The sequence below is a fragment of the Streptomyces sp. TLI_185 genome (assembly GCF_003814765.1).
GTDB lineage: Bacteria > Actinomycetota > Actinomycetes > Streptomycetales > Streptomycetaceae > Streptomyces.
This window is the reverse complement of the sequence record NZ_RKRB01000001.1, coordinates 57,807-70,864: the sequence shown is the minus strand read 5'-3', so window position 1 is coordinate 70,864 and position 13,058 is coordinate 57,807. Positions and strand designations below refer to the sequence as shown.

Genomic DNA, 13,058 nt, shown 5'->3' with positions numbered 1-13,058 from the left:
CTCGGAGCCATCAGCGGCAGGTCACCATCAGCCACACCCAGTCCTCCCGGACCACCAGCATTCTTAAGGGGTCACGATGCTCATCGTCACCCGCGAGGGTGACCGCCGCTGCAAGCTCCCCCCGCACCAGCGTGCGCTGGTCGGCCTGGTGTACTTGCGCCGGCACGACACCCTCGCCCAACTTGCTGCCGGATTCGGCATCTCCGTGGGCACCGCCCACACCTACACGACAGCCGTCGTCGACCTGCTCGCCGACCGCGCACCCGGTCTGCTGCGCGCACTGCGCGAGGCGGACCCGGACTACGTCCTGATCGACGGCACCCTGGCGGAGTGCGACCGGGTCGGCGACAGCCGGGCCGACTTCTCCCACAAGCACCGACGTCACGGAGTAAACGTGCAGGTGGTGACCGACCCGGCCGGCCAGCTGCTGTGGATCTCGCCGACGCTGCCCGGCCGAGCACACGACCTCACCGCGGCCCGCACCCACCGGATCATCCGGATCTGCGAACGCCAGGGCGTCCCCATCCTCGCCGACCGCGCCTACATGGGAGCCGGCCCGTGGGTGACAACACCGCTCAGACGCCCGCCGGGACGGGACCTCACGCCCACCCAGCAAACCGTCAACCGCGCGCTGTCCGCGGCACGGGCACCGGTCGAGCGCGGCGTCGCACGCCTGAAGTCCTGGCGGATCTTCCGCAGATCCCGGTGCAGCCCGAATCGAATGACGTCAATCTCTGCTGCCGTCCTCACTCTGGAGCGGCAGCGCTGAAAAACCTCAGTGACTCCAGGTGTCGGTGTCCGTGTCCACCGCCGTGTGCCCTCGCTGACGCAGGTGGTGGAGGGCGGTCGACTTGCCGGTGCCCGACATTCCGGTGATCAAGACCTTCACGGAACGAGCTTATGCGGGCGGTGGGATAGTGCGCCCGGCCGGGGGCTAAGGATTGCGGCATTCCTCAACCCCCGTGCTGCGGACGACGGCGGTATTGGTTCAGGCGAGATTGTGCGAATCCCCGGCTCATGCTCTGAGCAGGATTCTGGTGCGGAGGAGGCGGAACGAGGCTCGGCCGTACATGGCTCGCTTGATGGTCTTGATGTGGTTGACGTGGCCTTCAACAATGCCGGAGCTCCAGGGCAGGGTGAGGCCTGCGGTGACGGCGTCGAGGTCGAGGCACAGGCTCTGCGCGAAGGACAAGATGGGGGCGGGTGCGTCGTGCTCGGCCTGGCGGACCCACTCCAAAAGCCGGTGGCCACGCCGGTGTTGGAGCAGTTCGTGGAAGGTCCGGGCGAGGTCGCAGGCCCGGGCGATGTCCGGGCACGCCAGCCGGACTTTGAGAAGTTCGTCCTCCTCGCGGGGCTTCAGAGCACCGCGGGGCAGCATGATCCAGGTTGTGATCTTGCGCGGGCTCGGGATGGCTCCGCAGGCGGGTTCGACGGTCCCGGCCTTGAGTCCGGTCACGTAGCGGCGCACGGGCAGATCGCTGCCCTGGTAGCCGCGTTGGCGGATCGCGTGGAAGAGGTCGGTCGGGCTGGTCACGCCGTCGGTGAACCGTTCGGTGAGGTAGGCGGTGAACGGCTCGAGCACTCCCTTGGGACGGCCGCACCGGGCGGAGGCCAGCAGCTCGTCGAGGCCGGTGTCGCGGAAGCGGCGGACGGTCTTGCGGTCCAGGTGCAGACGCCGGGCGATCTCGGATTCCAACATGCCGATCAGCGCCTCGCAGACCGGATCGGGGCGCTCGACCAGAGCACTGGCGCGGGCTATCTAGGGTCTCGCCCGTCAGGAACAGGGACTGGCGTACGGGACGCCAGGCAAGTGGCTGCGCCATGCCGTTTCGGTGAGGGTGTTTGCGGCGTCGTGGCAGATCCGGCGGGTGGCGGCGTCGACGTCCATGTTCCATAGCCGTACGGTTCCATCCGCGAGAGCCGCGGCGAGGCTGTGGCCGTCGGGGCTGAACTCGGCGTCCTGGACGCTGCTGAACACGGCGCCTCCTGGACCGAGCAGCCGGCCAAGCGGGGCCGTATGGGCGGGGTCGGAGATGTCCCATAACCGGACGGTGCCGTCGTATCCTGCGCTCATAAGCGTGCGGCCGTCAGGGCTGAAGGAGATCGAGGTGATGAGGTTCGAGTGCCGGACGGACGACGGGCCTGTGCGGTGGGGGTGGTTGGGATCCGCCACGTCCCAGATCTCGATGGCGCCGGTGTCCATGGCTAGGGCCACGGTCCGGCCGTCGGGGGCGGCGGCCGCGTGGGCGATGCCCGAAGAGCGGGTACGCAAGGGGACGCCTACCAGTTTCGTCCGTGCCGGATCGGTGACGTCCCACAGCTGTGCAGTGCCATCGCCGTAGCCGCTAACGAATCGTCGGCCGTCGGCACTGAAGGCGACCGTCTCCACGTTCGCATCATGCCCGGTTCGCAGATCGATGAGGGGCCGGGGTTTCTGTGGGGCGCTCATGTCCCACAGACGAAGCGGGTAGTCGTAGTCGGCGACGTAGGCGCTGGTGACCAGGAGGTTTCGCTTCGGGCCCCATCTGACCGGGCCGAAGGCCTGGTCAAGTGGAGTACGGGTGAGGTGCCGGGGGCGGTCGGGCCGGGAGAGGTCCCATACGTAGACGCTGTTCGTTCCGGCGCCCGTGACGGCGATGCCAGGTCGGGCACCGAACCTCATGGCCCCGTCGCCATAGCCGAAGCCGGTGATCCGCACGACGGATTCGGGGCGGGTCGGGCGGGTGAGGTCCCACAGTCGGACCGTCCTGTCGGAGGACGTGGTGGCCAGGGTTTTCCCATCAGCGCTGAAGGAGACGCCGCTAATACCCTTGTCGTGCCCGGTCAGGATGTTGTCCGGCAGAGTCCAGTAACGGACGTCGTCCGCGCCCAGACTGAGCAGGCCATGGCCGTTCGGGGCAAAGGTGAGCGACTGGACTGCCTCCTCGTGGCCCGCGAGTGTCACGCCCAGGTTCACGCACTGCCCCGCATTGGAGGCTCTCCATAGCCGGACGAGACCGTCAAATCCCGCACTGGCGAACAGGCGTCCGTGCGGACTGAACGTGACGGCCCATGCGCCTCCCATGTGGGCGGTACACAAGCCGCCGTTCTTCGGACGACGGGGATCGGTCATGTCCCACAACCGGACCTGGCCGTTCCAGTATGAGGCCGCCAGCAGTCGCCCGTCAGCACTGAACGACACGGAGACGACGAGGGAGCCACTGCCAGCGCGGGCGTTGGTGCCGACGAGTTTCTTGCCGAGCAGCCGAGGCTCGGCCGGGTCACGCACATCCCACACACCGACGAGGTCATTCTGCTCCGCGACCGCGAGCACACGGCCGTCGGGGCTGAAGGAAAGCGCTGATGCCGCATGAAAGTCCGGGAGTTGGGCTACAAGGTTGGGCCGAGCTGGCTGGGAAACGTCCCACAAGCGAGCGGTGCCCTCCCCGTCTGCACTGACCAGTATCTTCGCTACCGGGCTGAACAGGAGTTCCTTCGCGCCTCGGTGATATCCAGTCAGGGGACCGCCGAGGGCCTTTGGCCGGTCGGGCCGGGTCACGTCCCACAGCCGTACGGTGTCATCGGCCGACCCGGAGGCCAGTAGGTTCCCATCAGCGCTGAAGGCGACAGTCAGAACGGTCTTCGCGTGCCCTCTTAATACCTCCCCGAGTTGGACGGCCCTCGTCGGACGCGACATGTCCCACAGCCGCACGGTGTGGTCGTCGTCGGCGGTAGCCGCGATCGGCCGGTGGGGGTTAAAAGCCGCCCGGTGGACGCGGCCGGTACCCTGCACCCGTGCCGACAGTGGTGCTCCCGCGTCCGCCAGCAGCCTGGTGGTGACCGTGTGGTCGTTGGGTCGCAGCTGATGAGCCACCAGGTCCAGCTGTGCTGCCAGGGAGGTGTCGGCTGACCGTGCCGAATCCGCCGCGGCCATTACCTGGTTGAAGACCGCAGTGTCGCGTTCACCCTGTGCCGCACCCGTCTGCCGGAAGGCAATCACCGCGGCACCTGAGGCGATCAGCGCAAGCGCGGTTAGCACGGCGACCGCGGCCCGGCGTAGACGCCTGCCCCGTTGCCGCGATCGGTGCGAGGCGGTGAGGAAATCGGCGGACGCAGAGGCGAGGCGGGCGTGGTCCGGGCTTCGGGACCAGGCGAGCGCCGCCTCCAGACGGTGGCCGCGGTAGAGCATGCCGGTGTCGTGGCCTGACCGGTCCCAGTCGGCGGCGGCCTGTTCGAGTTCCTGATACAGCAGGTTGTCGGCCCGTCCACTCTCGATCCAGCCGTGCAACCTGGGCCAGGTGGACAGCAGCGATTCGTGGGTGATCTCCACGTCTTCGCCGTCCCGGGTAAGCAGCCGGGCCTTGGTGAACTCCTCGACCACGCACGCGACGGTCACTTCGGGACTGCCGACGGAATCCACGAGCTCGGTGTACGGACGTCTGCGCCGGGTGTCCTCCGTGTGCTTGCCGTAACTGACAAGCCGCAGGAAGACGGCGCGCGCCACACGTCGTTCGGCGCCGTCGAGGTCGGAGTAGATCTCCTCTGCCGTCGTTTTGACGGCATTGTGGATGCCTCCGACTGCCTCGTAGCCGGCCACGGTCAGGACATGACCGGAGCGCGTCTGCCAGGTAGCGCGCAGAGCGTACGCCAGCAAGGGCAGCCGCCCGGCCTCGTATCCCTCACCGGGGCCGCCGGTGCCAACCCCGAGGTCTCGCAACAAGACCTCAACCAGGCCGGGTTCGACATCTAGCTGCCTATCCTGGGCAGGACAGAGGATGGCTTGCCGCAGTTCCGTCTCCGTCAGGGGACCGAGGAGCATCTGGTCGTGTTCGAGTGCTTCGCGCAGCCAGGGGTGGCTCGTGCAGGGGGTGTAGAAGTCGGAGCGCAGGCCCAGGACTACCAGCGCGTCCGGACCGCGGCCGCTCTCCGGGGCGGCATGGGCGAGGGCTGCCAGCATGTCCACGAAGCGGTTGCGTTCGTCCTCGTCGGGGCACAGCGTGAACAGCTCCTCCAACTGATCGACGACCACTACGAGGCGCCCGCCCCGGTGTCCCCGGACCCATCCGGCCGCCGCGAGCGCGGAGGACAGCTCACGGGTCGGCCGGGCTGTGGGGGTGATCCGGATGCGCGGCCAGGAGGCGGAGCCCGGGGCCGCGAGGGCGCCCTGGGCCAATTGGGGCAGCAGTCCGGCGTTCAGGAGCGATGATTTTCCGGCGCCCGAGGGCGCGACGACGACAACTGGGCCACCGGTGCGCAGCCGCGTGTCCAGCCGGAGCAGGAGGGCAGCGGTTGCCGTGTCCCGGCCGAAGAACCACGCAGCCTGCTCGGGGCTGAAGGGATCTATCCCGGGGTACGGGCACCCGTCCGGTGCCGCGCCGTCGGTGATGGCCCGGCGCGTGAATCGCATGTCGACCATGTAGTGGAAGTGCATGTCGCGCTCGGCGACGTTCAGATCCCGGATCGCCTGGTACACCCGCCCGCCGCCGGTGGCCTGTGCCCGGAGCGTCGTCTGCGCGTGCTCCGAGACATCCGATTCGTTCTCCCGCCCCTCGGTCGGGGTACCAGGGCCCGCAGGCCGGCCCCGTACCGTCGTAGTCGACGCCACCTCTGCGGGACGCTGGTCCTCCGCATCGGCGGGCCGCTCTCTGCCACCGTCACCCGCCGTTTCGGAGGCCGACGCTGATCCTCCCGGGCTCACGCGGTAGCGAAGGCGCGGATCCTCGGGTTCAGGCAGCCGGTCTTGCGGTGTGTTCACCGTTCGGTGATTTGCTGGTCGCGCCCGGCCTGGTACACCCGCCCGGAGCCAGACGCCGTGGCATTCATCACGGTGCCTACCCGCGCTTGATCTTCCCGCGGCAGTAGCGGAGCCAGCTCGGCCTCCAGGACCCGGCGCACCTCACCAGCGATCTCAGGGTGTTCGTGCAGCATGAGGTGGATCCGGAACTGCCAGTCCGTCCGCAACGCTGGAGCGATCCCGTCCGCCCCGGCCTCCACGGCGGACAGCAGCCGGTCCCTGGCGGTGGTGTAGTCCGCGTCGATCTGCTCCGCCTGTTCCGGCTGCACTCGGCGCCACAAGGTTGTCAGCGCGCTCCTGGCTTGCTGCCAGGCATCCGTGGCCATCGCCGAGACAAGTGCTGTGCCCATAGCCAACGCGAGCGGTTCCATATCGTCCCCCAGTACCCCCGCCACTCTCCCGGCGGCGGGAACCGGGTTCCACGATAATCCTGGCGTGCTCCTTTGAGCCCCCAATAGCGCCCCCTTTGGGACTACTTATACATAATCAGGAGACAATAACAACAAAGATAGCATTCCCCCTCAACTCCAACGGCTGAGACCGCACCTGCGCAGCCTGCTGTCCCCTATCGTCGCCTCCCACCCTGGGTGATCAAGGTGTGGGTAGACGCAGGCTGCCGCACTACCGCCATCGACTACGGTGCCCGCCTCGGCATCGATCTCCAGTCCGTGCAACGCCCGCCGGGAGCACGCGGATTCGGGATCAATTCCGAGACCATGGATGATCGAGCGTGACCGTGAGAACGCCTACCGTAGGGTGCTGGGGAGTGCACAGGACGTTGATCATGGCCGCAGCTCGGGGAACGCTTCCTCCCAGGCGTCCTTGATGGCGGTACTGATGAGCTTGTGGAGCACTGGCCACAGTTCAAGCAGGATGCCCTTGTTGAGGAAGCGGCGGAGGTCGTCGCGCATGCCTTCCGCCAGCACTGTTCTGTACAGGCTCATGCCCTGGCGTGGCAGGTCCAGATCTAGGGTGCGCAGTCCGGACACTGCTGGATTCCTCTTTCGGTGGGTATAGCTGCTGATAGCGGGGCGGTTTCGGGTACTCGGGGGCGGGTGCTGGGCCATGGTGCTGAAGGCACGGCCGGGCCGTGACGAAGGCGAGCAGGCGGTGGTCCACCGCCTGGCGTCGGCCAGAAAGGCGCCGAAGGATGTGGTGGAGCGGTGCCGGATGGTGGAGCTGAGCTGGGACGGGTGGCCGGTCCCGCAGATCGTCGACGAGCTGAAGTGCAGTCAGAAGACGGTGCGTCGCTGGCTGCACCGCTTCAACCGCTTGGGGCTGCAGGGCCCGGAGGATCTGGGCGGGCAAGGCCGCAAACGGCGGATCACCGAGGCCGAACACTCGAGGATCGTCGGCCTGGTCAAGCAGACCCCGCCCGGCCGACTCGAGGTGCAGCCGTCGAACGAGATGTGGGCCGCGGACGAGTCAGGGCCCTCGGAGTGGACTTTGGACACGCTGGTCGCCGCGGCCCGAGACCTGGGCATCGAGGTCAGCCGCTCCCAGGTGCGCCGGATTCTGCTGGCGGAAGGGGTCCGCTGGCGGTGCACACGATCCTGGACGCGCTCGAAGGATGCGGACTTCGAGGGAAAGGGGACGCGGATCGTCGAGCTCTACATCAGCCCGCCCGCCGGCGCGACGGTGGTCTGCACCGACGAACTCGGCCCGGTGACCTCCCGCGCTTTCCCACCGGCACCGGGCTGGTCGCCGCACCGGCACCGCATCAAGAACGAGATCGACTACTCCCGCGGACCGGAGAAAACCTGGGTCTACGGCGCCTTACGCGTCCGCGACGGTCAAGCGATCACGATGACCGCCACTTCCCGCAACAGCGCCTTCTACCATCGGTTTCTCCAGTTGGTCGAGGAAGCCAACCCCGCCGGGGACATCTACGTGATCACGGACAATCTGTCCTCGCACAACAGCGTGTCCACCCGCACCTGGCTCGAGGACCACCCACGCATCAAGCACGTCTTCATCCCGGTCGGGGCCTGCTGGCTCAACCTCCAAGAAGGCTGGTGGCGCATCTTCCGCAAGACCGCTCTGGCCGGACGCTCCTTCGGCGACCCAGGCCACATCACCCACGCCACCAACGTCGCCACCGACCAGCTCAACTCCCGTGCCCGACCCTGGATCTGGGGCAGACCCGCACCACCCACCAGGCGCTTACGCCGCCGCTATGCGTACTTCCTTTAAGGAATGTAATAGGGCTTCAAGGACGACATCGAACCTCAGCGTGCCGTAGACGAAGAGCTCGTTCGGCCCGTCGGGAAGCAGATGCCGTCAGCTGGAGGTCACCGACACAACGCTCTCCACTCGTCATCGAGCATCGCGTGCACGACCGAGTCACGCCATCGGCCAGCCTTCTTGATGTGAGCGCGGATATAGCCCTCCTCGACCATGCCCGCCGCCGTCATGGTCTTTGCCGAAGCCTCGTTGAGCGGGGAGCGTGCACCCCAGATGCGATGCAAATCAAGGTCGTCGAACCCGAGCCCGAGGAGAAGGCGGACGGTCTCGAGGCCGTATCCGACTCCCCACGCGTCGGGGCGCAGCGCGAAGCCGAACGTGGCCGCCCGCTGCTGGTGTGGATCCATGGCGAGTCGGCCGAATCCGATCAGTTGATTCGTGTCCCGCTCGATGACGGCGAGTGCGTACTCGCTGCGCGGCTCCGCGGTGGCCGAGGCGAGAGATCGAGCCACGATCTGGCCCACTTGCTCGCGCGTACGCGGCTCGAACGAGAGGTGCTCTGTGGCCTCCGGGCTGCCGTAGATGGCGAGCACAGCGTCGGCGTCCTCGATGGCGAGTTCCCGCAGCTCGAGGCGTGGGCTAGATCGCTTAATCGGGTACATGCCTCGGACTCTACCCGCGAGGCAGTGCCGGCCGACTTGCCGGGAAGGCCTCGATCTCCGTACGCAGGTCCCGGGCGACAACGGCCGTACGCGCCGGGCCGCTCATCAGCGCCTGACGTACGCGCTGCGCCGAGACAACGATGCCGTTGTTTCGATGCGAGTTCGGCAGGTCCAGCACGGGGCGAATAGCCGCTGCGGTGCCGTCCAAGTCACCGCTGAAGAGACGGATCAGGGCTAGGTCGCACTGCGATCCTGCGAGGTCTCCAAACGCCCAATTCGGGGAGCCGGGGTCGCTGAAGCCCTGCACGGCCCGTTCTGCCTCCGCAGCGAGTTGCGCGTCTCCGTGGCCGAGGAGCGCCTCGGACTCCACTGCGTAGTAGAGCTGCTTTTCCGGGGCGTAAGTGAACAGTCCGCCGAGTCGGTCCAAGTCGTCGAGGACTACCCGCTCTCGCCGGTCGGCAGCATCCTGGTTGACGACGCGCACCGTCTCCTCGTCGCCCAGAACCGCGGCGGCACGGGCCTGGAGGCCGAGCAGCCACAGCCCGACGGTTCCACGCAGGCCGGCGGCGGTCGCCGCGCCCTGGCTTGCGTAGTGATAGGCGTCCTCCGGCTTGTCCGCCCAGTAGGCGATCAGCGACTTGAGCCCGTCGGTGAGCGCGATGAGACCCGGGTGTTCGGCGGTCCGGGCGCAGGAGGCGGCGACGCGGGTCATGGTCATCGCCTGGTGCGGCGACTCCATGTCGTTGAAGCCCTTGGCGACGAGGAACGACAGCACAGCGGCTTTCACGTTCAGGTCGCGCAGGTGCGAGAGCTGGCGGACCCTGCCGCCCTCGAGGAGGCGGAACACCTGCTCCTGGGTCTCGAGCAGGTCGTCCCAGATCGTCGATAGGGGGTCACGCGGGTAGGCGGCAACCAGACGCCCCACCTCGTCGTCGAGCAGGCCGAGCGTATCGTCGCCCACCGTCTCGCGGTCCTTCCCCAGGAGGAACTCCTTCGCGCGTTGCACAGCCACAGCGCCCGTCCTTTTCATCTCGTTCAGGTCCACACCAGCGTCGGCATGGAGTGCAGTCGGTGACGCGCCAGTCAGCGGAGAGAAGGTCGGGGTGGTGCCCTCGGGCACCTCGGTCCACAAGTCGTCGATGCTGAAGCCCAGCATTTCGACAATGACCGGGCGGAAAGCCCGTTGGGGCCTACGACCGTCGTAGAACCATCCCTCGACAGTCTTTGACGCCGGTTCAGCGTTCTCTAAGGCGAGCCTCGCAGCCGCTTCCCTGTAGAGCGGAAGGATGTCCTCGGGTGTGCGTATGCCGCGTGCTTCGAGGGCTTTCCGAAAGAACAACACGGCGCTCGCCTCCCATTCCATCTGCCTGGCACCTCACGGCCACGACGGTAGAACGCTGTCCCCATCAAGATGCCCCGTACAGACGCTACTTAGCGGGTCCGGGGGAAGTCCGAGGAAGTTCCGAGGAAGACCGTCAACTTCGTGCCAAAACCCGAGGGACGTCTGGGGGTAGAGCCGTCTGCACGCTGTTGCAACTCTCGTAACAGCCCTCGCTGAGAGTGCCCGAACGTGCACATTCATGGATCAGGGAGTCCCCCCATGCCCTCCAGAGTTGCCGGAGCGACGACAGCCGTACGGACGCCTCGCGCCGTCCGGGGCGGCGACGTGATGAGTGAGCGTTTCAAGGTCGTTGCTCGTCGCCGTGACGCAGCGCCCCGGGCAGAGGACGCATGCCGGGTAGGAGTGATGCGCCGGATCGCTGCAGCGCGGCTCAGGCACTGCGGACTGGAGACGATGCAGGGCGACGTCATGGTGATCATCTCGGAGCTGCTCACCAATGCGCTTCTGCATAGCGGCACCACGGAGATCAGCCTGAGCATCACAGTCCGAGACGGCTTCCTGAATGTGACCGTCACCGACGACATGCCAGGCAGCGCCACACGGAAGTACGTCAATGAGAAGGCTGAGTCTGGGCGCGGCCTCGCCCTCGTCGAGGCCCTGGTTCAGGAGAGCGGCGGGGACTGGGGAACTCGCGATGCCGGCGCCGAGACCTGGTGCCGTCTCGCCCCGCCCGAGGAGGCGCGGTGACGACTGGTTTCGCCGTTGCCCCCTGCTGGGACCATCCCGTAGGGCCAGCCGTACTGCCCTTCACCGAGGCGGGCCTGCAGAGAGTCCTCGAGAAAATTCAGAGGTGGGCGCCGTACGTCGATGGCCTGTTACTCGACGACATCGCAGCCATCCCGGACGACTACATGCCAAGCAAGGACGAGGTCGACGAACACGCGCAGCAGCTCCGTGGCCACCTGATGCGCCTCGTGAATCTCGCCGTCACCTCCAAGGTGGACCAGCGGGATCAGAAGGTGGCCGGCCTAGTTGAGCGGGGTCGCATCATCCGATCCGAGGAAGGACACAGCGACCGCCGGCGGGCCGTCGGAGCCGTCCGGCAGATGGCGTGGACGCTCAACGAACTCCTCGAACTGCTGGTGGAGAACCAGTGCCTCACGGAGGAGCCATGACCTTCCCGTCCGTCAGACTTGCTTACAACCCCCGGGCCATAGACCCGCGGGAGCCACGCCTTTCGCTGGTGCCCTACATCACTCAGAGGGCCAGGGAAGATGCAGCGTCAGACAACCTCTTCATCGCCCGGCATTCGTCCGGCCCGCGGTTGTACTACCGCGATGAGGACCCCAGGGACCGAGACCCGCGAGGCGCCCTGTGGGCCCGGTGCAGTTGGAACCCCGTCGACGCGCAAGGCCGGATTACCGGCGAACCGCAGTGGAAGCTGATGCACCCTCACCGGCAGATGGTGTGCATGCAGACGATGGTCTGTCAGGTCTGCACGCGCCCCGCCCGGACGCCGCTCGGCTTCATCTTCCTGGCTGGCCCAAGGGACCACGGCCCGACCCAGGCGCGCATCCTCACGAACCAGCCGCCCGTGTGCCCGAAGCACGCCCGTGCAGCCGCGAAGCTCTGTCCGCACCTCGAGGACAACCCGATGGTGTTCCTGGCCAAGAGCGCGCCCCTGTTCGGCGTGCACGGCACTCTGTACGGCCTCGAGGGGCAGGGCGTGAAGGTCGTTGCCCAGCCGGACGCGCCGTTGCCATACGGCCACGCGAACATCGGGACGTTCCTCGCCTCGCAGTTGGTTCGCCGTCTCCAGTCGTTCCGCACCGTCGGCCTCGACGAGCTGCTCGAGGACCTGGCGAAGTCCGCGCCCGCATAGACCCCTGTCCGAAATCCCCCCGCCCTCTCAACGACGAGGCCCTCCATGCCCGATTCGTTAACGACCAGTGCCACCTCCGCCCGCCGCGGAGACCGAGTGGCGCCCCCCAATGACATGAACCTGATAGTGAGCCCCGTCGGCGCCGACACAGATCTGCGTGCGGCCCTCGAGGACCTAAAAATGGGGCGCTATCGGGCCGCTCGCGACCTGTTGGCCAGGACGGGCCCGAACTGGTCGTTGCGCACGAGGCGCAGCCAGCTCCTAGCCGCTCAGGCGGGGGCGGGCGGCGTCTTCAAAACGTGGCTGGACGAGGAACCTGACAGCGCGGACGCGTCGATGATGTGGGCGCGGGTGCTCACGCGGGCCGCGATCGAGGCGCATCGCAGCGGCAAGGGCAAGAGTCTGGTCTCACGGGCCGCCGGTCTGGCGCTGCAGGCCTGCATGAAGGCGGTAGCTCTCTGGCCCGATTGTCCGGTGCCGTGGATCTGCCTACTGCACCTGACTCAACTTCCCTTCGACCCCTACCACTTCGACCCTCATTGGCGATCTCGCCCAATGCCGTGGGATCAGCTTGGTGACCCCACGATGCACTACCGGGGACCGTGGCCGCTTCTGGAGGAGATCAACAAGCGCGATCCCGGCAGCCGGGAGGGGCACCACCGCATGCGGGAATTCCACCTCTACCACGGCGGACCGACCGCCGCCATGAATTACGCAGCTTGGGCAGTCGCAAGCGAACCGGACAACCTCGAGTTGGACATGCTCCCCCTGTACGCGCTCATGGACGTCTACCGGGAGCGGCACGGCAACGGCCGGGGGAGCGCCCTGCAGTTCTGGCAGACCGCCCAAGTCGCGCACTACGCACGCCAGGCGCGCGATCGCTGGTTCGCGTCCGTCCCGCCCGTCCACCACGGATGGCTGTCGCCGCTGGATCTCAACCACCTCGCGCACGCCCTGGTGGCCTGCGGCGAGGACGCGCGGGCCGTGTTCGAGGCGATGGGCCCGTACACGACCCCGGAGCCATGGAAGACGATCAACGTCAGCCTGGGCCGCAGCTACGACTGGACGACGGAGTTCCTGCGCATCCGCGCTACCGCCCTACGGGAGCGGCCGCTGTGGTGAACAGTCGTGCGCCTCCGCCCGGCGTGATCAACGCTCCCCGGATCTGCCCCCGCACCTTCCCTTCCCCTCTGAAAGTGGATCTCTGGTGTCTTC

At 67.3% G+C, this 13,058-nt stretch carries 12 protein-coding genes; 6 read left to right on the top strand and 6 right to left on the bottom strand.

Annotation, left to right across the window (positions count from 1 at the left end):
* Positions 1-76 precede the first annotated feature (76 nt).
* Complete coding sequence (locus EDD92_RS00290; protein WP_123962319.1) at positions 77-769, top strand: transposase family protein; 693 nt, start codon at positions 77-79, stop codon at positions 767-769.
* A gap of 246 nt (positions 770-1,015) precedes the next feature.
* On the opposite strand, the gene EDD92_RS00285 is transcribed toward EDD92_RS00290, so the two are convergent.
* From EDD92_RS00285 to EDD92_RS00270, 4 genes are all read right to left on the bottom strand, one after another.
* Positions 1,016-1,699, bottom strand: coding sequence for a transposase (locus EDD92_RS00285; protein ID WP_123962318.1), 684 nt, complete (start codon positions 1,697-1,699; stop codon positions 1,016-1,018).
* 75 nt (positions 1,700-1,774) lie between these two features.
* Positions 1,775-5,584, bottom strand: a complete 3,810-nt coding sequence (locus EDD92_RS00280) for a WD40 repeat domain-containing protein (RefSeq protein ID WP_123962317.1) — start codon at positions 5,582-5,584, stop codon at positions 1,775-1,777.
* A 146-nt stretch (positions 5,585-5,730) separates the two neighbouring features.
* On the bottom strand, positions 5,731-6,144 hold the full coding sequence (locus EDD92_RS00275; protein ID WP_123962316.1) for a hypothetical protein: 414 nt from the start codon (positions 6,142-6,144) through the stop codon (positions 5,731-5,733).
* 411 nt (positions 6,145-6,555) lie between these two features.
* Positions 6,556-6,762: a transcriptional regulator gene (locus tag EDD92_RS00270; RefSeq protein WP_260326243.1), complete on the bottom strand. Its 207-nt coding sequence runs from the start codon at positions 6,760-6,762 to the stop codon at positions 6,556-6,558.
* Positions 6,763-6,838: 76 nt separating this feature from the next.
* On the opposite strand from EDD92_RS00270, the gene EDD92_RS50665 reads away from it, so the two are divergent.
* The gene (locus EDD92_RS50665) at positions 6,839-7,966 is read left to right on the top strand and encodes an IS630 family transposase (protein WP_123962315.1); all 1,128 of its coding nucleotides are present in this window, start codon (positions 6,839-6,841) and stop codon (positions 7,964-7,966) included.
* 98 nt (positions 7,967-8,064) lie between these two features.
* Here EDD92_RS50665 and EDD92_RS00260 read toward each other — a convergent pair whose 3' ends face one another.
* Entirely contained in the window at positions 8,065-8,619 is a 555-nt protein-coding gene (locus tag EDD92_RS00260) for a GNAT family N-acetyltransferase (RefSeq protein ID WP_123962314.1), read from the bottom strand.
* A gap of 10 nt (positions 8,620-8,629) precedes the next feature.
* On the bottom strand, positions 8,630-9,982 hold the full coding sequence (locus EDD92_RS00255; protein WP_260326242.1) for a hypothetical protein: 1,353 nt from the start codon (positions 9,980-9,982) through the stop codon (positions 8,630-8,632).
* A 384-nt stretch (positions 9,983-10,366) separates the two neighbouring features.
* Here EDD92_RS00255 and EDD92_RS00250 point away from each other — a divergent pair, with 384 nt between their 5' ends.
* From EDD92_RS00250 to EDD92_RS00235, 4 genes are all read left to right on the top strand, one after another.
* A complete protein-coding gene (locus EDD92_RS00250; protein ID WP_185123876.1) occupies positions 10,367-10,708 on the top strand; it encodes an ATP-binding protein in 342 nt (113 codons plus the stop codon).
* Positions 10,705-11,136 (top strand): DUF6415 family natural product biosynthesis protein, encoded by a 432-nt coding sequence (locus tag EDD92_RS00245; protein WP_123962312.1) that lies wholly within the window; start codon positions 10,705-10,707, stop codon positions 11,134-11,136. The genes EDD92_RS00250 and EDD92_RS00245 overlap by 4 nt, the downstream gene beginning before the upstream one ends.
* Positions 11,133-11,843, top strand: coding sequence for a hypothetical protein (locus EDD92_RS00240; RefSeq protein ID WP_123962311.1), 711 nt, complete (start codon positions 11,133-11,135; stop codon positions 11,841-11,843). Before EDD92_RS00245 ends, EDD92_RS00240 begins: the two co-directional genes overlap by 4 nt.
* Before the next feature lie 114 nt (positions 11,844-11,957).
* Complete coding sequence (locus tag EDD92_RS00235) at positions 11,958-12,965, top strand: hypothetical protein (RefSeq protein WP_123962310.1); 1,008 nt, start codon at positions 11,958-11,960, stop codon at positions 12,963-12,965.
* Positions 12,966-13,058: the final 93 nt, after the last annotated feature.